This window comes from Brevibacillus sp. MS2.2 (genome assembly GCF_013284345.1).
In the GTDB taxonomy this organism is placed as follows: Bacteria; Bacillota; Bacilli; order Brevibacillales; family Brevibacillaceae; genus Brevibacillus; species Brevibacillus brevis_C.
Genome location: NZ_JABSUZ010000049.1, coordinates 1 through 20,823, shown reverse-complemented (window position 1 = coordinate 20,823; position 20,823 = coordinate 1). Strand labels below are relative to the sequence as shown.

Genomic DNA, 20,823 nt, shown 5'->3' with positions numbered 1-20,823 from the left:
TGCCAGTAATGAAAAGAGTAATGGTTGTCTTTCCCCATCCTGACGATGAATCTTTTGCCTGCGGGGGAACGTTGGCAAAGTGCAAGGACGCTGGATATGAAACGTGTTATTTGTGCATTACCTCCGGCTGCAAAGGACGCAGCGGTCCATTCGATATCGATTGCAGAGAAAAGCTGGCAAAACATCGAGAGCTAGAGCTGAAAACAGCAGCGGAAGTGCTCGGAATCAGTCGTCTCGACTTGTTCCGGTACGCGGATGGTTCCTTGCAAAATGCCGATCTGGATGAGCTGGCGGGTAAGATTCGGGAAGCGATAGAGGAATGGAAGCCCCATGTCGTCGTTACGTTTCCGCCTGACGGGGTAACGGGTCATCCCGATCATATCGTCACGTGCGAGGCGACGACGCGAGCGGTCGAACAAGCGGAGGCATGCTTGACTCCGGCAGAATATCCTGATCTGTACTATGTTTCGATCCCGCACTACTACGATCATTGCCCGGATCATGGTCCAAAGCCAGCAGTTCCGATTACAGGCAAGGTCGATATTTCGGGCTATCGGATGCAAAAAGGAGAGGCGCTGAAGGCTCACTTAAGTCAGGAGTATTCCGTGAATCGCGCTTATCCGGGAGTTATCGATGGGGATTTTGGGGTCATCGGCTGCTATGAGTATTTTACTTTGGTGCGGTCTGCGGGCAAGGTGATTGAACCGGTTAGTGTGGGTGGGAGTATTCCTGTCATTGACCTGTAATCTAAAAAGTAGAAAGGGCTGACCAGCATGATTTTTGCTAGTCAGCCTTTTTCAATGGATAGCCCATCAGTCGGATTGTTTTGTCCTGCTAGATTTGCTTAAATGTGATCAAGTGCAATTGGAAATCAAAGGGAGAGAAGACATGTCACACAGAGTCTATGTATATAACGTCAGTGAACCTTCTCAAGCACAAGACGACGACACGATGATGGTGGAATGGGGCTATGAGGTTCCCCTACTCTTGCAACCGCTTTTCATAGAAGGTGGTTCGATCGCTGGAAACAATTACAACAACCACACCGAACCGGACAATTCCGGAATCTATTACGACGCGCAGGCAGGCATCGAAAACGTGAGGCGATTTTACGATTTCCTGGAGAGACAGGAAGGGTTAATCCGTAACAAGGAAGCATTTTTGGAAGCGAGAAATCAGCTTTTCAGCTATCTGGAAAAACGAAAGCTTCCGTATTTTCACATCGATGCCTGGGACGTATTCAATATGGATGACATCCCTCATGACGAGCAGGCAGAAACTTTGCGCGCCAATATTGCTTATAACAACGAGATGATTACGAAGGCAATGGACAACGATGACATCTCGCTGTTGAACTACTCCGAATTGATGGACGTGAACCCGGGCTTTCGTACTTTTGCCGAGCTGCTCAATTATGAGGATTACCAATACGGCTGGGGACACATCTGGCAGCCTTATGAAGAACACCCCGACGTGGAGATTTTTGAGGAAGACGGCTTGTTCGGCCTCAAAGACGAAGAGGGAAACGTATTGCTCGCCCCTCAGTTCGATGCCTTTTACGATTTCGCTTCCGAAGATCTCGCCGTGGTCGCCCGAGATGGCAGCTATGGCTATGTACATAAATCCGGGAGAATCGTCATTCCATTGGAGTGGGAGGATGCCTACGATTTTGAATACGGCTCGGCTGGTGCCATTGTCAAACGAAACGATCGATATGGTCTGATCAATCTGGAAGGCAAAATCATTGTCCCTACCCACTATGAAGAATTGGAACCGCTTGATTGCCAACGATTTTATACGGCAAAGAAAGACGGAAAATGGGGCGTGCTAGACGAAGCTGGTTCTGTAACGATTGATTTTGAGCATGAAGAAGCTTTCAAGTGTGGGGACGGCTTTTACCATACGGCGGTCAAAGGCAGGAAAAATCGGAAAATCTTTAACGAATATTGGCAATACGTCGGAGACTTCCCGCTGACGGCGGTGGAACATATCGGAGAAGGGCTTACCCTCGTCAAACCGCACAAGGATGCAACTCACAGCACCTTGTACAAAAAGGACGGCACTGTCGGCGCATCCGGCTTTGATAAACTGAATCGGCAAACCCATTTTCCGAATTTGCTCGTTCTGCGCAAGGGGAAGAAGTACGCCGCTTATGGCAAGCAGCAGGAGAGTCTTCTGTTGCCGTACGAATACGATGAACTGATTGATTTGCAGGTGTATACAGAATCAGGGCAGGGCGATCAGGTGCTTGCGAAAAAAGATGGAAAGCTAGGCGTTTTTCATGGGGATGCCGATCAGCCAGCATGGCTATTCCCTTTGGACGATTATGAAAGTATTTGTTGGCTGCATCAGGATGCGTATGCTTTGAAGAGAAATGGATTATGGAGCATTGCCTTTTCGCTGGAAAAACAACGGAGTGATTTCGAATTCGATTTGGTGGTGAAAAAGGCATTGGTTGAGGGTTATGCTTATGCCTTCAAGGGCCACGACGTTTATTTAGTAAGCGAGTACGGGCTGTCGAGGGCAGATAAAGCGCTCGTTTTAGAGGATGTCGAAGATCGGTATTACAGCTATTATTTTGATGCCGAGGTTCGCAAGCGACTGCTGGCTTATGCCAAAGGGGAGCAATCCGATGGTGGCAGCGTAGATCAGTACACGCCGGTAGAAACGTTGTACAACCTGGGCATGGAAGCGTATGAAGCAGGTGATTATGAGAAAGCCATTCTGTACGATACGCTTGCTGCCGAAAAGGGCTATCCACCATCTATGAACAACCTTGCCCATATGTATTACAGTCTAGAAGGCTTCGAGGATGCTGATAAAGCTTTTTACTGGTACGAAGTTGGGGCGATGGCAGGCAACCACTACGCTATGAACGGTTTGGGCTGCTGCTATCGACACGGGATAGGCACGGAGCCAGATTCCGATCAGGCAATGTACTGGATGGGGAAGGCGGCAGAACACGGTCATGCGCTGGCTCACAACAATCTTGGTGCCATCTATTATGACGGGGAGCTGGTGCCGCAAGATTTGGACAAGGCCCTCTGGCATTATGAACAGGGGGAGTTATTGGGCTCGCCGGTTTTTGAGTGGCTTGGCTATCTGAACGATTCAAAAGGAGACTACGAAAAGGCGTTGCATTATTATCACCAGGATTACGAAGCAGGCGGCGATATCAGTGCCTATAATTTGGGAATCTTCTACTATAATGGTTACGGCACAGCCAAAAATATCGAGGCCGCCATCACTTATTTTCACGCTGCTTTGGAAAGAGACTACCCGCATGCGCATATCGAGCTGGCAAGGATTTACCGAAACGAAGCACAATATGCGGACGAGCTCCTGGTGAAAAAGTACATCGAAGAAGCGGAAAAGGCAGGTCTTGATATCCCTGAGGAGCTTACCCAATCGTAGAAAAAGCAAAAAGCGGATCGACAGAATAACTCGTCGGTCCGCTTCCAACTAACCAGCATGCTAAACAATGGCTTCCACTTCAATTTCAACAAGCAGACGCGGGTCAATCAATGCCTTGACCTCAACCATCGTAGCGACAGGCTGAATCTCGCGGAAAAACTCCCCGTGTGCTTTTCCGATCTCTTCCCACTTGCTGATATCCGTTACAAACATCCGCGTTCTGACCACATGAGACAAATCAGCATCTAATTCTCGCAATGCTTTTTCAATCGTCTCCAGGATAAACCTTGTCTGTTCATAGGCATCGCCTACACCAACGACTTCTCCGTCCTTCATAGCAGTGGTGCCAGCCACTTCAATCCGGTCTCCTATTCGGATTGCGCGGCAATAGCCCACGACAGGCTCCCAAGGCGAACCGGTGAATACTTTTTTTCGACTCATAGTAGAAAGCCCCTCTCATTTCCACAATAATTGGAATATACTACAAAAAAGAAGGGGAGTGGAGCAGTTTATGAACTTTTTTCTCACTCTTTTTTCCAAGTACAAGTCCTTGATCTACACTGCGATTGGTCATCAAGAATACGTGCGTGCGGCATATAAACTGGACGCTCATGGCATCCGTTTTCGGACACGTATTCACTCTCATGCGCTTCGTCATTTAGGGGGAGACATGGGGATGATGCCCCAAGTAGAAGACCATAAGCAATACGACATCTACGTGGCAATCGAAGACGAACATCAAGCACATTTGGCGATTCATTCCCGTTGAAGGATGCCTATACGATATAATGATTGAGATTGGCAAGAAAATGGTACAACCGAGGAGGAACCCAGCATGTCCGTACTAGAGGCACTTAAAAGCAGAAGAGCCGTGCGTAACTATATTCCAAAAGAAGTAGAAACCGAAAAAATCCGAGCGTTGCTAGATTGCGCAGTGTTAGCCCCGAACGACCGCTTGCGTCAGCCGTGGCATTTTTACGTGATCAGAGGAGAAGCGAAGCTGCGGTTCGAGGAAATCGCGAAGCAATTTTTGCTGGAGCGTTTTCCGACCAAGCCGAATCTCGTGCAGGATTCCTTAGCCGTCCTGGAAAAAACACCGCTCGTCATTGTCGCCACCGCTGATGTAATCCCAGGGGATGAAGCATCCTCAGAGGATAACGAATACGCGGTTTGCTGCGCGATTCACTCCATGTGGCTGGCAGCGAAGGAACTGGGACTGGGCATGGTATGGCGCACGAGAGGAGTAGGCTTGGTTCGCGACGAGCGCTTGCTGCAATTCCTCGGATCGCCTGAAAATAAAAAGGTCGTGGGCACACTGTTCATTGGCTATCCTGAGGCAGATGCTCCTGAGACCAGTCGGGTGGCAGCGGAAGAAAAGACGACCTGGCTGTAATCAAGCAGGCCTTCTTAAAAAACTGGGTGAATCACAGTAGTTGTTTGCAACTAAGTCCCCCCCACGCACGTATAAATGGTAAGGTTAGACGTACATATCGAGGGGAGCTGTTTCATAATGTTTGGAAAGCTTGCGGCAGACGCACTTGGCTTGAGCAATGTGGGAATCGTGGTAAAGCCAGCGGATTACGACAAGGTGGACGCTGATGATTACATCATGCACGAGGATAATGAAAAAATTTACTTTTTGATCAAATCAAAGTCCGACGAGTATTGCTTCACCAATCTGGGGCTGGTTCATCTGGATGGAACGAGTGCCACTAGCAAAAAGCGCATGCTGCGCCGCTATTCCTACCATACACACCCGATCTCTGGCGTGTATTTGGAAACAGCCGGAACCGTCGATTTGGATGTAGAAATCAAGTTCACGATGGGCAGTGAGCACTACTCGATCGATGTCAACAAAAAGCATTTGGAGGAGCTAAAAGACCTCTACAAAGCTCTTGTGAAGATCGCATCGATTATGCACGATAACGAACTTGCGCTCCAGCATGCAAAAGAAAGCCTCCACGTCGCCCAAAGCACACTGGGTCGCGTAACAGGCCAGCAAGCAGACGTAGCTTCACAATTCAAGTCCATCAACCAATACACCTTCGATTGGCTGGAAGACATCCGATACAAGTATGTCGTTAAAGACTTTGGTAAAGTCTTTGAAAAATATATTCATAACTAAAAAGTAGTAATAATGAAGGAAAAAGAGCCTCTTTAAAAAGGCTCTTTTTGTATTCAAGCGAAATCTTCGACAAGCTCCTACTCTTTCGAGCTCTACTCCTTGTGCAAAAGCTTGCCGATCTTGAGCGCCAACTGGATTTGAAGCAGCTCCTCCGAGTTTTTCAAATCCATGTTCAAAATCTCTTTGATCTTCTCGATCCGGTAAATAAACGTATTACGGTGAATGAACATCGCTTTCGCCGCTTCACTGACGTTTTGATTGTACAGAAAGTAATTGTCCAAGGTCACCATGAGGCTTGTGCCGAACTCTTGATCATGCTCGTACAGCTTCCCCAAACGCTTTAAAAAGAAGTCTTCCAGTTCAATGTCCTTAATGTTGGAATCCAGGAAATGATAGACGGAGTAATCATCGAAATGAGAGACGTCGCCCTTGCTGTTGAACTTCTGCATCAGGCGGATCGCTTCATGTGCTTCGGAAAAACTTTTATGAAGCGAAGCGATGTTTTTATATTGACGTCCTACCCCAATAAAGAACAAGGTTTTCTTGATTTTGTCCACGAGAGCGCTGTACAGCTCATTGGCGAATTGCTTCGCTTCACTTGCAGACACCACAGGGCGATGTTCATTTTGCCCGATGAGAATGATGATTCGATTGTTCCGATAAAAGCAGGTCACCTCTCCCGGTGCTTTGCTCGCGTAATCGTACACAAGATCCACGCATTTTTTGGCGATCCGATCCAGCTCGTACTTGCGATCGATAATATCCTCCAAATTTTCCAGCTCAACCGGCTCGATATTAATAACCATACAAAAATACATGTAGCTCGATTGCAGTCCGTGCAAATCGCATAAGGTTTGCAGCGAGTCAGCCGAAGTGATTTTACCAGTGAGTAAGTCATCGAAAAAGTCTTGTCTGATCTTCAGCTTCACTTCCTCGATTTCCCTCGCCTTGATCCGCTCCAGCGCCACGATGGTGGACGCCTGTTCCAGTACGATGTAGTCAAATTCCGTAAGCTCCCAAACGGTTTGCCAGACGACGATGTATCCGTAGATGTGATTGGCTACAGCAACGGGTAGAATCCTGCATTTAATCTCATCATCTTTCGCATGGTAGATACGCTTGATCGACTTTTTGATCTGGCTAATATTTTTGGGGACGGACTCGGTGAAGTCACGGGTAAAAACAGGCCTGTTTTTGCTTAAGGTCAGGCAGGAGTCAAGTGGAATCGGATTGTGCCAGATTTCCGTGTAATGCAAGAGATGCCAGTCCTGATCGAGAATAAGGATTGGATTGTTGATCGTCTCAGACAGCTCGGAAGCGATCCGATCTAGTCCGCCACCTTCCAGCGCAATGCGAAACAGGGCCTTATGCATGTCCAATGTTTTGCGGTTCAACAAATCATAGCGCCCGGAGGCTTTCTCGTTAATAATGGCAATCACTTTAGACAGCGTGTATTCAAACGGCAGGGCCAAGAGCGGGAGCCCATACTTGTTGGCATGATCAATCATGTTTTGCGGGATTTGATCGAAATAGCGGTGCATCTTGATGCAGAGACCGGAGCAGTTGATTTCCGCCAGCTCCTTGATGATTTTATTTTGCAGCTCGGGATTGTCCTTGAAAATATATCCGGTGGAGAGCAGTAATTCATTGGAAGACAGCCAGTCAAAAGCATCCGGGTTCTCCATGATATTGACGATGGAGACGACGTTATTGATGCCTTGCTCTCCGGCGATGATTTTGATGCCGTCTATGGATTGAATGGTAAGCAAATCTTTGATGGTCAGCACCCTGTTCACTCCTTTGCCACAAAAGGATTCCTGTAATTGTGCAATGTGCACAAGTGAACCTCGATTTTTTTAGTTTCCATACACAATGACGATTCCAATCACCCTGTCTAAAATAATGATGTAAGTACGGGTGCTTGTCTAATTGTTTTTTAAAAGAGCAAGCGCTTAGCCAATCTTGGCGGGTTGTTCCATCACGAGATCATGGAGGGCTTACTATGACAGACAAAAGCGTAGTACAAGCATTTCTCGAGGCAGCGGCTGAGGGAAATATCGAAGCACTGAAAAAGCATCTGGAGCAGGGCGTAGATATTAACGCAAGAAACAGACAAAAGCGTACAGCGATTCTGACTGCTGCCATGAACGACAAATTGGAAGCGGTATCGTTTTTGGTAGAAGCGGGTGCAGATGTAGATTTGCAGGATGAAACATGCTTCAACCCGTTCCTGTTCGGTTGCATCAACGGTAAGCTGGAGCTTGTCAAAATGATGATCAAGGCAGGAACAAATCTGGAGCTGTTGACTCGTTTTGGAGGAGTAGGGATTACACCTGCTTGCGAAAAAGGTCATGTGGACATCGTACGTGAGCTCGTAACGACGACTGACATCAACGTAAACCATACCAATTTTGTGGGTTGGACACCACTCATTGAAGCGATCATCTTAGGTGATGGCGGCGAGAAGCAACAAACGATCATCAAGCTGTTGATTGAGCATGGCTGCAATGTGCACATGGTAGATAAATACGGCGTAACACCGCTTGAGCTTGCGAGAAGAAAAGGCTACACCGAGATCGAAAAAATCTTGCTGGAAGCAGGAGCAAAGTAAAGCGTCCCATGTACATCCAGGCGTTGTCTGGCGATGCTGGTTTCCTTGAGCGTTTGGCACGAGCAAACTTTAGCGGGACCGTACACAGTATTTTTGAGCGAACGATCAATTTGACATGCAGCGAAAACGGGGAATTGTACACCATTGGCAACCATCAGCTAGACAATGCACCGAACACGCTCATCATTGATGTTAAAGGCTTTTCGGAGCTGGGGCTGTCCGTTAACACTCCGGTCATTACGGAAGATAGCACGCTCGTTATTGGAGCGGATTTGCGAATATGGATTCAGCAAGCAACAAAGTGGGAAGGTGAGCTTCCTTCCTATCCTTGTGACATAGAAGGCATAGATGTATTGCGCAGAAATGTGGCGTTCACGAAAAACTACGTGGACGTATACGGCAAGACGGGGGGCATGAAAATGTCCTCCCAACCTGCCAGTCCGTTTGAGAAAGAGATGTCCCGTATGCTGATTCAGCGTGCAGGTATGCTTTCCGACGATCTGGCGAACAACCGCATAGGGTCAGCTACTCAGCATGCGATAAGTCTTATCGGACTGGGGCCGGGGTTAACACCCTCAGGTGACGATTTTTTAGTGGGATTGTGCAGTGTATACAAAATGCGAAACATTTCCTCTTGTTTGGCATGCCCATTTTTCGATGAAATCATCCGTTCGTCCCAAGCATTAACGAACGAAATCAGTGCGATCACGCTGAAAAAAGCAGCCCATGGACAAGTAAGAGAGTCACTAAATAACTTACTTTCATGCATGGTGTCCGGCTCCATGGAAGAGCTTGTCCCTGCTTTAGACAAAATCATCGGGATCGGCTCGTCGTCGGGTACGGATATCCTGCTTGGCATCCTATGTGGTTTGGAACGAAATCTAGAAGCTGGAGGTAATGTATGTCTACCAAAGTCGTAATCAAGCAAAGCACGTATTTTGACTCGGTATCCCTGATGTCTCTATCCACAAAAGCGAATCAAATTGAAGGTGTCGAACAAGCGGTTATCGCGATGGGCACCGACATGAACAAAGAGGTATTGAAAAACGTAGGCTTGCTCACACCTGAGCTGGAAGCAGCGAAAACGAGTGACTTGATGATCGTGGTGAAGGCAGCGACAGACGAGCTGTGCGAGAGCGCTCTCATGGCTATCGAAGAACTGTTCAAGAAAAAAGGCAGCAGCAAATCAGCAACAGAGATCAAATACTCCACGATTGATTCAGCGGCAGCCAGCATTCCAGAGGCAAACCTCGCTGTCATTTCGGTAAACGGTGCATTCGCTGCGAGAGAAGCGAGAAAAGCATTGGAAAACGATTTGCACGTCATGCTGTTCAGCGACAATGTAAGCATCGAGGAAGAAATCGCCCTCAAGCAATTCGCGCATGAAAAAGGCCTCTTGATGATGGGACCTGACTGCGGTACAGCGATTATCGGCAATGTGGCCCTTTGCTTCGGAAACGCCGTGAGAAAAGGCAACATCGGGATCGTAGGTGCATCTGGTACAGGCAGCCAGGAGGTAAGCGTGCGTATTCACGACTTCGGCGGCGGTATCACGCAGCTAATCGGTACAGGCGGTCGCGACCTCTCCGAGCAAGTCGGCGGCATCATGATGCTCGACGGAATCAAAGCACTGGAAGAGGATGAGGCGACAAAGGTCATCGTGCTCATTTCCAAGCCGCCGGCACCAAGTGTTCAGGAAAAAGTGTTGGCACAAGTGAAAAGCTGCAAAAAACCTGTGGTTGTGTACTTCATTGGTGGAGAAGAGACAGCAGTTCTCGAGGCAGGCGGACATTTTGCCAAGACGAGCAAGGAAGCAGCCATCAAAGCAGTTGTGCTGGCTGGTGCCAACGAAGACGAGCTTAACAAGCGCGCACTCAACTGGCCGCTGATTGAAGAAGTCCGGGCAAAGCTGACACCTGAACAAAAATACGTTCGCGGGCTGTTCTGTGGTGGTACGCTGTGCGACGAAGCCATGTACCTCGCAATGGACAAGTATGAAGACGTATACAGCAACATCCAAAAGAAAGCAGATTACAAGCTGAAAAACATCCATGAGAGCAAGGCTCACACTTTCCTCGACATGGGTGATGACGACTTTACAAATGGCAAGCCGCATCCGATGATCGATCCTTCCACGCGCATCGCAAGATTTTTGGAAGAAGCAAAAGATCCTTCCGTTGGGGTCATTCTGATGGACTTCATCTTGGGCTTCGGTTCCCACGAAGATCCAGTAGGCGTGATGCTGCCAGCGATCATCGAAGCAAAGGCGCAGGCTGCCAAGGAAGGCAGACATCTGGAAATCCTGGGCTACGTGCTGGGAACCGACCTCGATACACCGAACTTCGATGAACAAGTGAAGAAGCTGATGGATGCGGGCGTAACGATTGCAAGCAGCAGCACGAATGCAGGTCTTCTGGCTAGAGAATTTGTTGCGAAAGGGGAATAATCATGAGCAAAATCAACGAGCTGTTTAACGGGAAAATTCATGCGATCAACGTAGGGATCGAGTTTTTCAAAGACGATATCATCAAGCAAAATGCGAATGCGTCTCATCTGGATTGGAAGCCACCAGGCGGCGGAAAGCCTGAGCTGATCAACGCTCTCGACAGACTGGAAAACGTTGCTGTCGCTGAGAAAATCGCTGCGGCAAACAAGCTGGCGGTAGAGCGTATCATCAACTCCCAGCCGATGCTTGTTGGCTTCGACCAAGCGATCAATGTAGTACCGGGCATGACCAAAACCACGATTCTGCACGCAGGTCCACCTATTACATGGGACAAAATGTGCGGCGCGATGAAAGGTGCCGTAACTGGCGCAATTGTATTCGAGGGCTTGGCAAAAGACATCGAGGAAGCTGAACAGGTAGCTGCGTCTGGCGCGATCACGTTCTCTCCATGCCACGAACACAACTGCGTAGGTTCCATGGCAGGTGTCACATCTGCTTCGATGTTCATGCATGTGGTGAAAAACAAAACGTATGGCAACGTCGCTTATACCAACCTCAGTGAGCAAATGGCTAAAATTTTGCGCATGGGTGCCAACGATGAAAGTGTCATCGCTCGTCTGAACTGGATGCGCGATGTATTGGGACCGATGCTGCGTGATGCGATGAAAATTGCAGGTGAAATCGATCTGCGTCTCATGCTGGCGCAAGCACTGCACATGGGTGACGAATGCCACAACCGCAACAATGCAGGTACGAGCTTGTTGATTCAAGCGCTGACTCCGTACATTTTGGAGACAGAATTCACAAAAGAACAAAAGCGCGAAGTATTCGATTTCGTAGCGAGCAGCGATTACTTCTCTGGTCCGACATGGATGGCGATGTGCAAATGCGCGCTGGATGCAGCACATGGAATCGAGAACAGCACGATTGTCACCACAATGGCGCGCAATGGCGTAGAGTTCGGTATCCGTGTAAGCGGTATGGCTGGCAACACATGGTTTACTGGACCAGCACAAAAGGTAATCGGTCCGATGTTTGCCGGCTACAAGCCAGAGGATTCCGGCTTGGATATCGGGGACAGTGCGATCACCGAAACATATGGGATCGGTGGCTTCGCGATGGCAGCAGCTCCAGCGATTGTCGCGCTCGTAGGCGGAACGGTTGAAGAAGCGATCGGATTCTCCACCACGATGAAAGAAATCACGACAGCAGAAAATCCAAACGTCACGATTCCACTCTTGGACTTTAGCGGAGTACCGACAGGAATCGATATTCGTCAGGTGATCCAAACAGGCATTCTGCCGATTATCAACACCGCCATTGCGCATAAAGACGCAGGCATCGGCATGATCGGTGCGGGCATTACGTATCCGCCAATGGAAGCTTTTGAAAAGGCATTGCTCGCAGTGACGGAAACGATTAGCGAATAGCTTTTCATCCTAGGTGACTCAGCTTTCGCAGCAAAAGAAGGTTGCGAAAGCTGGGTTGAATGAGGAAGGTGAATGAACATGGGACAGGCAAACGTAAAGGAATCATATGAAGAATTCAAGTCCTATGGATACGCGGACGATATTTTGCCAAAGACTTCCGAAAATCGAGATTGGGGCACCTTTAACTACGTGACCGTATGGATGGGCGCTGTGCATAATCTCATGTCGTACATGACGGTAGCCGGATTCTTTGTCCTCGGATTATCCGTTCCGCAAGTCTTGTGGGCAGTCATGATTGCTGCCTTGATTGTTTCGGCTGGCTATGTGTTGAATGGCTATGCAGGACAGAAGTACGGGATTGGCTATTCGATGCTGTTGCGCAGCTCCTTTGGTGTAAAAGGCTCGATCATTCCTGCTATATGTCGTGGGCTTATCGCTGGGGTTGTGTTTTTTGGGACAAAAACAATTATTGGCGCACAATCCTTTAATGTCATTTTTGAGAAAATATTCCCTGGCTATATGAATATGGTTCCAGGCTTTGATTTTCTCGGATTAGATTTCCCGACCATGCTTTCTTATGTGATCCTCTGGGTCATTACAGTTGGATTATTTTTAGGTGGAATGAAAATTCTCAGTCTGTTTAGTAAATGGTCTTCACCGATCATCTATATTTTCATTGTAGGTGCAGCGATTTGGGCGATCAGCGTTGCTGGCGGATTTGGTCCAATCTTTGCTTATGCTCCTGCCAAACCGATGGAGAATTGGCTTGTATTTATCGCATGTGTAAGTGCATTGGTATCGAACTGGGGTGGCCCGATTGTAAATATTGCAGACCTTACGCAAAGGGCAAAACACCCGAAAGCTCCGATGATTGGTCTGCCGCTTGGAATGATTGCATCCTACATCCTGTTTGGAATTACGTGTGTAGGATTGTTGGTTGGAACGCAAATTGCGTTTGGCATCAAAGACTTTAATGTCGTCGCTGCCATTGATCAAATTGGGAATCCTGTTGCCGTCATTATCTTGTTGCTGGCACTGAATATAGGTTCGACGAGCTATGTTGTGTTTGGAAATTTGCTTCCATCTGGACTGCAAATGACAGCGCTTCTTCCGAAAATGTTTACAGTGAAATCAGCGGCTATCTTGACCGCTGTATTGGGGACTGTCATTTTACCTTGGAAGCTGGTGAATGGTACGGCCGCGCTGTATATGTTCTATAGTTTTATCGGCTCCATGTACGGTCCAATTACGGGGATCATGCTAGTCAGCTTCTTCATTGAAAGAAAGAGAAAGCTAGATTTATCTGCGATCTACGTAAAACCAGGTGAAAACGGAGAATACAAAAACGGTATTAATATGGTGGCATGCGGCGTATTGATCGTCAGCTTCTTGATTACGCTATCCGGCTCTTTCTTGCCAAATGTGCCACTATTGGCAAACATCAGCAAGTCAGCATTCCTTAGCGGGTCGATCATATCCGGCGTTTTGTATGCGCTGTGCTATAAATGGAACAAGCCAAGCACGATCACGCAGAGTGAAACAACTGCAAAAGTATCTTAACAAAGGGAGAAGTGCCCAGTGGAAAAACTCGTTATTGTTGCAATCGGCGGCAACTCATTAGTTAAGGATAATGGTCGCAACACGATTCAAGACCAGTATGAAGCCGTATGTGAAACCGCAGCAAATATTGCAGATATGGTGCAAGAAGGGTACAACGTTGTCGTTACGCACGGCAACGGACCGCAGGTTGGATTTGCTTTGCAAAGATGCGAAATCGCCAATGAAGTGTCCGGAATGCCTACGATCCCGCTGGTCAATTGCGTGGCGGATACGCAAGGCGGAATCGGCTACCAAATCCAGCAAGCACTCACCAACGAATTTGCCAAAAGAGGAATCAACAAAAAGGTTGCGAGCGTCATCACACAGGTAGAAGTCAGCAAGGATGATCCGAACTTCGAAAATCCAACGAAGCCAGTCGGCTCCTTCTTCACGCTGGAGCAGGCGGAAGAGATGCGCAAAGAGCATCCGGACTGGGTATTTATCGAGGATTCCGGTCGCGGCTACAGAAGAGTGGTTCCTTCTCCAAAGCCAATCGACATCGTGGAAAAAGACGCAATCAAATCGTTGATCGAAGCGGGATATGTGGTAGTCGCTGTTGGCGGCGGCGGTATTCCGGTTGTGAAATCGGGTGAAAATACGTACGATGGGATTGATGCTGTCATCGACAAAGATTTTGCAACCAGCTTGCTGGCAGAGCAAATCGATGCACAGACATTGATCATCACGACAGGTGTTCCGCAGGTATGCATTAACTTCGGCAAGCCGAATCAAAAGGCACTGGAGCGCATTACGGTAGAGGAAACAAAGCAATACGTTCGTGAAGAGCATTTCGCAAAAGGCAGCATGCTGCCAAAAATTGAGGCCAGCCTGAGCTTTTTGGAGAAAAACGGGTCAAGCGTAATCATTACGAACCCGGAGAGCTTAAAGGATGCGATTACGAACAAAGCAGGGACACACATCGTAAAATAAAGGCCTCTTAAGGGAGGATGCAAGGCAATGGATTACATGAAGCTGGCAGTGAAAAAAACGATGGAAGGCATGAACAACAAGCTCGGCGGACCTTTTGGAGCGGTTGTCGTGAAAGGGGACGAGATCATCGCCGTTTGCAGCAATCGCATGATGGCAGATATGGACCCGTCTCAGCACGCAGAGATGGTAGCCATTCGCGAAGCGTGCAAGACGCTGGGCACGATGGATTTGACAGGCTGCGAAATTTATGCGACTTGCGAGCCTTGCCCGATGTGCGTGGGTGCCATCATTTGGTCTGGCATCAAGGTCGTTCATTACTGCTCGACTGCGGAGGATGCACATGAGAACGGTTTTTCGGATAAGCATCTTCGCGACTATTTTTCCGGTAAGGATAAGAGTGTTTTGAACATGATCAAAGTGGAGAAGCGTGAGGACTGCGATCAGTTGTTTACCCACTTTCATCGGCTGAACAAAGACTAAATAGCAGACGACAAATACGGATGTTCGGAGCATGAAAAAAGGGCCTTATAAGGGCCCTTTTTCAGCAGATAGGAATTTATAAGTTTGGTGTGTGCGAAAGCCCGTATCCTTTCGATAGGCGGTTATTCGTTCTGAGATAACTGTTGTGACATCTTGAAAGAACAATCACAATGATCATTCTACGTTTATAAGGTACCGATGAACCAACAAAGCTGGTGAGAACCCGAATCATTTATCTCACAAATGTAATAAAGTCAACATTAACTGGTTCAATACCAACTGCTCGAAGTCGTGAGTTAATCTGTCCTCGATGATACTGACCATGCAATGCTACATGAGTTCAAATATCCCGTACAGAATTCGTAAAGCCTACAACATTATTATCAAGTAAGGTCAAAGAGTAGGTAGAATGAAATTATTCGGGAGGGGAAATCCAGAAAGGATTGCCTTACATGAAACATATGTCCGTGGCTTAGAACTCGTGATAGTTATAAAGCCGAATTACCCCGCGGTAATCCGGCTTTTTGCATGCTTAAACTTTTCGAAGCGCCTATAAACTTTCCGCTAAACACGGTCGCTTTTTTAGTCCCACCAGTTTTAAAGGAGAAGGCACGGGGGGAATGTGGGTATACAACGTTCTCTAGGCCTTTGTAGGCTGAGCGGAAAGACCAGCAATATCAGTTGAACCAAATAGCAGCAATGCAAGTAAAATAATGAATAATACTGATTCTGAAAAACTTGCACCATCAAAATTTTTCATTATCGAATTCACCTCATTCCTTTCTTAAAAACTCATTAGTTATTCATTTTCTTTTTAAGAGCCGAAATGATATCATCTACGGTCATGTTCCCGTTGTCATTAAGAAATTTCAGCATATTATCGACGTTTTTATTGTTGAGATCGCTAAGTGTAATGAACTCTCCTGTTAAGCCGACAATCATCGTAGCTTGTCTAAACAATTGAACAGAATCCACTCTTAACTTTCCAGTTAAAAGAAGAACAGCCACGAGGATTTCTAAATTTGGGCCCGTTAGGCATTGTAAGGCCGATTGATTATTGGTTGTTGGCTTCTTTTTTTCGTTATTTGATGAACCGTTAGTAGACTGCTTCTTTTTTTCGTTATTTGATGAACCGTTAGTAGACTGCTTCTTTTTTTCGTTATTTGATGAACCATTGGTAGACTGCTTCTTTTTTTCGCCATTTGCTGAAGAATCCATCTACTCTTCCCCCCACCTAACAAGTAGTTGCTCTTACATATCGGTGTGAGGTGAGACTGTAAACTACTATTTCTTAAGTTTCACCCTTTAGTCCAAAGAAATCCAGCGAGCGTACACACTGACTGTTTCACATAACAATCATATTCAATCAGCGTATGTATTGTGCTTGGTAAAATTTTTCGTTGCGTCAGTGTGGGATGCATGATGAACAGCAATGACTTAACGTGTGCTTCGGGTTTTATGATGAGCGTTCGTATTTTTTATCCTGTCTGGTGGGCGAATAACACCGAAGAGGAATACACCCGATACCGGATGGTAGTTCACGGGTGTTTAAAATGTGAAGCAAACGAATCATCTATCCTGAGTCGTTTCAATTTGTGATAATATAAGAAAAATATGAGACGGAACACGAATGTATAGACAGCGAGTGAAAAGAAATCTATCTTTTGCTAGAGTTCTTTTGAACTAGAGGTGGCAACATGTTAAAACGTTTATTTGTTTCAGGATACAAGGCTCACGAGCTTGGCATTTTCAATGAAAAAAATCCGGGGTTAGCTATTATTAAGAAAGCATTAAAGCGAGAACTCGTAAGATTCCTTGAGGAAGATTTGGAATGGGTCATCATATCAGGTCAACTCGGGGTAGAAATGTGGACAGCCGAAACTGTTCTGGAATTGAAAAAGGAGTATCCACATCTAAAACTGGCGGTAATTACTCCGTTTTTGCATCAAGAGGAAAAGTGGAAAGAAGAAACCCAGGATTACTACCGAAATATTGTGACGCAAGCCGACTATATCAATAGTGTCTATCAAACACCTTATCAGGGAGTTTGGCAGCTTGGAGAGAAAGACAAATTCTTGCTATCCAATTCAGACGGTATCTTGTTAGTTTACGATGAAGAAAACGAAGGCTCCCCGAAATTTCTAAGTAAGCTCGCCGCAAAAAAAACGGAGATGGGCGATTATCAGTTATTTCGCATTAACGCATATGACCTACAGACCATTGCAGAGGAACAGCAGCAAGAGTTATACAATGACCATTTCTAAACTTTTACGATTTTTAAATTAGTGCAATATTTGACCTTGGGGAAACCACTTCCTCAAGGTTTTTCTTTTACCCTCCACCCAGTGCCGAATGACAACTAACGTACGGGTAATTCACGGGATATCTACAAAACCGCCTGGTAGCACGGGCGTTTTTTGTTTGTGCGAGGGGGAAGTGTTGTGTGATAACATGGAAAATATTGCTGAGTCATTCTGTAGAGAGAAAATTACATTGGCGTATTTGGAAAGGGGAGAAGGAAATGTCCACGATCGAACAGATTACCGAGCATATCTTGATTATGCATGCAAGTCATGACACGGATCGCCCCATCCTAGCAGCCATTACAGGGGCCAGAAAAACCCTCTTGATTGATGCTGGAAATTCACCGGCGCATGCCGCGTTGTTTCGTCAGGAGTTGCAAAGGCTGGGCGTTCGTCTTCCAGATCTGCTCATACTGACTCATTGGCACTGGGATCATACATTCGGAATGTCAGCATGGGATTTACCTACCATCGCACAGGCAAAAACCGCACATTCATTGAGCAAACTGATGGGGCTGGAATGGTCGGATGAAGTCATGGAACAGCTCTGTAAGGAGAAGATCATCAATCCCAGCACGATGGCGAACATCAGAAAAGAGTACGGAATGAACCGGGACTTGATCCGAATAGTCGAGCCGGATATCCTATTCGATGAATCGATCACGATTGACCTTGGTGGCGTGACATGTCAGGTGAACCGTGTCGGAGGAGATCATTCGGAAGATTCGTGCTATGTGTACGTAAAAGAGGATCAAACGCTGTTCCTGGGAGATGCTTTGGGTCCCTCTGTCTATGGCGGACCGCGCAGTTATACAGCCTCCCGTTTTCTGCGCGTGTTGAAGCAAGCGTACCAGTCTGAAGCAACCCTTTTCGTGGAATCGCACGGCCGGCCATTGGATCGAGCTGCCTTTCAAAAGGAACTTAGAGATTGGGAGCAGCTAGCTCTGCTCACAGAGCAATACGGGCAAAACAGAGAACGGATCGTAAGCGAGATGTGTACCTTCCTCCAGGTGTCAGAGCTTCCTCATGCATTTTCAGAAGCTCTCGAATGGTTTATGGTAGGGGCTGCCTCCCAATGATCCGATTCATTGGATGGGTACATTTGATTTTGTGATAGCTACCTACAAAAATCCTTATAACCGCAACTTCACGGCGAAGATCGACACAGTGAAGGCTGCGGTTTTTGCATGTCCGAATACGTGCAATGGCCTGACGGTTTCAAACTCAACCGATTTAGGCAATTCAGGTGGAGGCGGCTCCGCACAAACACGAAGAATTTCATGGTTTTTATGGCATCTGAACGGGCAGGATAGAGCAATAGCGATAGGACCTATCTCAGCAGTTCTTTGGCTCCGTTCATCACTAAGGGCATTGTCTGTTTAACGAATGTTTCCGCACTAATTAGACGCCCCTCATTGTTCCAAACGTAAGCCGCCCCATACATCCCCCAACTTAACATGATAGAAGCGGTATTTATTAAGAATTGCGCGTTTGGACTCGAGAGCATCTTGTCTTTGTCTATAAAGGAAAGAAGTGTCGCTTGAATTTTTTCCTTTATTTGAATTTCGAATACAGGTCCAAGCGATTTATAGCTTCTTTGGCACATAGTGCTTAGACTCAAGTGAAAATCGCATACACCCAGAAAAATACTCTGAATGGTTTCTTCATTTAATACTTCGTGACCGCTTATTCTATGATTTATGATCGTCATAAATGATTCCGTTAGTTTGGCCTCAAGAAGTTCGAATTTATCTACAAAGTGCGCATAAAAAGTCGCTCTGTTAACAGTAGCCCGTTCTGCAATATCCCTAACGGTTATCGATTCAAAGTCTTTTTCTTGAATTAATGAAGCAAAAGCGTCTTGAAGGAGTCGCCGTGTACGTATCACACGAGGATCAGCTTCATTCTTTTTTATTCTCATGGTTACAATCTCCCCCAATAAAACGACATTATAGAGATGGTGTTGTCTATACAACGGTTTACGGTTATTGATGATTGCGGATCAATCAGTTGTTATTATAACCTACAAATACAACAAGTGTTGTTTAAATAACTATTGTTGTATTTGAACGAAAAACTGCATGCAGTTTTTCCAAACCAGAAGGAGGAGAGCACCATGTCCATTTCACAACCATCGCAAACGATCGAGCACCAACCTTTTTTCGATGTTATTCAAGAACGCCGGTCGGTTCGGAGTTATAATCCCGAGGTCAAAATTTCGCGGGAGGAATTGGCCGAAATACTACGGCAAGCCACGTTGGCTCCTTCAGCGGCTAACCTGCAGCCGTGGCGGTTTCTCGTTATCGACACGCCGGAGCTGAAGCAGAAGCTGCTTCCGATCGCATTCAATCAACAGCAAGTGGTCGAAGCTTCGGCTGTCATCGCCGTTCTAGGAGACCTTGAGAACATCCGGATGGCCGAGAAGATTTACGGTCAAGCGGTCGATGCGGGCTTCATGCCTGCGGATACGGCAAAATCGATGGTTGAACACTATACCGGCATGTATTCGAGCATGCCGCCCGAGGCCATCCGCCAAATCGCTTATACCGACGGCGGGCTAGTATCGATGCAACTCATGCTTGTCGCTCGCGCTAAAGGATACGACACGGTACCGATTGGCGGCTACGACAAACAAAAGTTCATGGAAGCTTTCCGCGTATCAGAACGCTACATTCCGATTATACTGATCGCCATCGGCAAGGCGGCGAAGCCCGGTCATCCGACGGTGAGGCTGGCAGTCGATGATGTAGCTTTCTTTAACGAAATGCCTAAGGAATAACAAACTGTAAAAGGGGGACCGCTAGCATTTTAACGAAAATATACGCTAAGACGCCAACCATTATTGGATTGGCGTTTTTTATTACTTTAAGTTTTTACTTCTAGGGATACTTTACACAACATCTTAAGAAGTAAATTTCATGGAAACTTAGTTGAATAGAGTAGAGGACCCTGTTGGATAAATTTTAACAAGGTCAAGGGGCGTAAGGCGAAGCGAACCCTTGACACGTTGGTGTAGAGAAAAACAATTGTAGACTCGCCTGTCCATTTTCGCAGAACACCCATCGCTACTAGATCTATTTCAAGTTCTTCGAGTACAGCCTGTGTCGCTCTAGATGGGAGATAGTGGTATAGTAGATCATAATCGAAATGGTAAGGGGTGGAGGGGGGACATGCCATGGAGAAATGCCGCGTATTGTTGCTCGGAGCTAGCGGCTACTTGGGAAGTCAAATCTATCAGGAGCTTTTGCGGGATAATGCCATTGATCTGATGGGTACATGCTTTTCTGCACAAGCTATCCATCAATTGCTTCGGGTCGATGTAACTGACACCCCTTCTTTTTCAACGATACTGCAAGAGTTTTCACCACATGTTGTCATTTGGGCGTTGATGAGTGCAACAGATGAACGAGAGTTAATAGAAAAAGGCCTAGATGTTCTGCTTTCTCAGTTGCCGGAAAAGAGCAAATTGATTTTCATCTCCACAG

General features: G+C 46.8%; 20 protein-coding genes and 1 pseudogene. 16 read left to right on the top strand and 5 right to left on the bottom strand.

Features of this window, described 5'->3' with window-relative positions; all coding sequences use genetic code 11:
- Positions 1-8: 8 nt before the first annotated feature.
- Complete coding sequence (locus tag HP568_RS27125) at positions 9-746, top strand: PIG-L deacetylase family protein (protein WP_048034292.1); 738 nt, start codon at positions 9-11, stop codon at positions 744-746.
- Between the two features lie 142 nt (positions 747-888).
- Positions 889-3,414, top strand: coding sequence for an SEL1-like repeat protein (locus tag HP568_RS27120; protein ID WP_173630735.1), 2,526 nt, complete (start codon positions 889-891; stop codon positions 3,412-3,414).
- 60 nt (positions 3,415-3,474) lie between these two features.
- Here the strand turns inward: HP568_RS27120 and HP568_RS27115 are convergent, their stop codons facing one another.
- Positions 3,475-3,855, bottom strand: a complete 381-nt coding sequence (locus tag HP568_RS27115; protein ID WP_173630734.1) for a RidA family protein — start codon at positions 3,853-3,855, stop codon at positions 3,475-3,477.
- A 70-nt stretch (positions 3,856-3,925) separates the two neighbouring features.
- On the opposite strand from HP568_RS27115, the gene HP568_RS27110 reads away from it, so the two are divergent.
- From HP568_RS27110 to HP568_RS27100, 3 genes are all read left to right on the top strand, one after another.
- Positions 3,926-4,183, top strand: a complete 258-nt coding sequence (locus tag HP568_RS27110) for a hypothetical protein (RefSeq protein ID WP_048034289.1) — start codon at positions 3,926-3,928, stop codon at positions 4,181-4,183.
- Positions 4,184-4,249: 66 nt separating this feature from the next.
- The gene (locus HP568_RS27105; protein ID WP_048034288.1) at positions 4,250-4,807 is read left to right on the top strand and encodes a nitroreductase family protein; all 558 of its coding nucleotides are present in this window, start codon (positions 4,250-4,252) and stop codon (positions 4,805-4,807) included.
- Between the two features lie 117 nt (positions 4,808-4,924).
- Positions 4,925-5,539 (top strand): PH domain-containing protein, encoded by a 615-nt coding sequence (locus HP568_RS27100; protein WP_173630733.1) that lies wholly within the window; start codon positions 4,925-4,927, stop codon positions 5,537-5,539.
- 92 nt (positions 5,540-5,631) lie between these two features.
- Here the strand turns inward: HP568_RS27100 and HP568_RS27095 are convergent, their stop codons facing one another.
- On the bottom strand, positions 5,632-7,326 hold the full coding sequence (locus tag HP568_RS27095; protein WP_173630732.1) for a PucR family transcriptional regulator: 1,695 nt from the start codon (positions 7,324-7,326) through the stop codon (positions 5,632-5,634).
- A 215-nt stretch (positions 7,327-7,541) separates the two neighbouring features.
- Between HP568_RS27095 and HP568_RS27090 the strand changes: the two genes are divergently transcribed.
- From HP568_RS27090 to HP568_RS27060, 7 genes are all read left to right on the top strand, one after another.
- Positions 7,542-8,150, top strand: a complete 609-nt coding sequence (locus tag HP568_RS27090; RefSeq protein WP_047071401.1) for an ankyrin repeat domain-containing protein — start codon at positions 7,542-7,544, stop codon at positions 8,148-8,150.
- A gap of 8 nt (positions 8,151-8,158) precedes the next feature.
- Positions 8,159-9,070: an oxamate carbamoyltransferase subunit AllH family protein gene (locus HP568_RS27085; protein ID WP_173630731.1), complete on the top strand. Its 912-nt coding sequence runs from the start codon at positions 8,159-8,161 to the stop codon at positions 9,068-9,070.
- Positions 9,052-10,596 carry an acyl-CoA synthetase FdrA gene (gene fdrA / locus HP568_RS27080; RefSeq protein WP_173630730.1) on the top strand — a complete coding sequence of 515 codons (1,545 nt, stop codon included), beginning with the start codon at positions 9,052-9,054 and terminating at the stop codon, positions 10,594-10,596. The genes HP568_RS27085 and fdrA overlap by 19 nt, the downstream gene beginning before the upstream one ends.
- Positions 10,597-10,598: 2 nt before the next feature.
- Positions 10,599-12,026 (top strand): YlbE family protein, encoded by a 1,428-nt coding sequence (locus HP568_RS27075; protein ID WP_048034283.1) that lies wholly within the window; start codon positions 10,599-10,601, stop codon positions 12,024-12,026.
- Between the two features lie 78 nt (positions 12,027-12,104).
- On the top strand, positions 12,105-13,586 hold the full coding sequence (locus HP568_RS27070; protein WP_173630740.1) for a cytosine permease: 1,482 nt from the start codon (positions 12,105-12,107) through the stop codon (positions 13,584-13,586).
- A gap of 18 nt (positions 13,587-13,604) precedes the next feature.
- Entirely contained in the window at positions 13,605-14,555 is a 951-nt protein-coding gene (arcC, locus tag HP568_RS27065; protein ID WP_048034281.1) for a carbamate kinase, read from the top strand.
- 27 nt (positions 14,556-14,582) lie between these two features.
- On the top strand, positions 14,583-15,035 hold the full coding sequence (locus HP568_RS27060) for a nucleoside deaminase (protein ID WP_173630729.1): 453 nt from the start codon (positions 14,583-14,585) through the stop codon (positions 15,033-15,035).
- Positions 15,036-15,267: 232 nt separating this feature from the next.
- Here HP568_RS27060 and HP568_RS27055 read toward each other — a convergent pair.
- Positions 15,268-15,402 (bottom strand): annotated as a pseudogene (locus HP568_RS27055) (DinB family protein); the annotation flags it as partial.
- Between the two features lie 428 nt (positions 15,403-15,830).
- Positions 15,831-16,253, bottom strand: a complete 423-nt coding sequence (locus tag HP568_RS27050; protein WP_048034279.1) for a hypothetical protein — start codon at positions 16,251-16,253, stop codon at positions 15,831-15,833.
- A gap of 479 nt (positions 16,254-16,732) precedes the next feature.
- On the opposite strand from HP568_RS27050, the gene HP568_RS27045 reads away from it, so the two are divergent.
- Positions 16,733-17,299: an SLOG family protein gene (locus tag HP568_RS27045; RefSeq protein ID WP_048034278.1), complete on the top strand. Its 567-nt coding sequence runs from the start codon at positions 16,733-16,735 to the stop codon at positions 17,297-17,299.
- Between the two features lie 257 nt (positions 17,300-17,556).
- A complete protein-coding gene (locus HP568_RS27040; protein ID WP_048035935.1) occupies positions 17,557-18,417 on the top strand; it encodes an MBL fold metallo-hydrolase in 861 nt (286 codons plus the stop codon).
- A 251-nt stretch (positions 18,418-18,668) separates the two neighbouring features.
- Here HP568_RS27040 and HP568_RS27035 read toward each other — a convergent pair whose 3' ends face one another.
- A complete protein-coding gene (locus tag HP568_RS27035) occupies positions 18,669-19,259 on the bottom strand; it encodes a TetR/AcrR family transcriptional regulator (RefSeq protein WP_173630728.1) in 591 nt (196 codons plus the stop codon).
- 195 nt (positions 19,260-19,454) lie between these two features.
- Between HP568_RS27035 and HP568_RS27030 the strand changes: the two genes are divergently transcribed.
- Both HP568_RS27030 and HP568_RS27025 read left to right on the top strand, forming a co-directional pair.
- Positions 19,455-20,117: a nitroreductase family protein gene (locus HP568_RS27030; protein WP_173630727.1), complete on the top strand. Its 663-nt coding sequence runs from the start codon at positions 19,455-19,457 to the stop codon at positions 20,115-20,117.
- Between the two features lie 396 nt (positions 20,118-20,513).
- On the top strand, positions 20,514-20,823 hold a 310-nt coding region (locus HP568_RS27025), incomplete at its 3' end, for an NAD-dependent epimerase/dehydratase family protein (protein WP_173630726.1).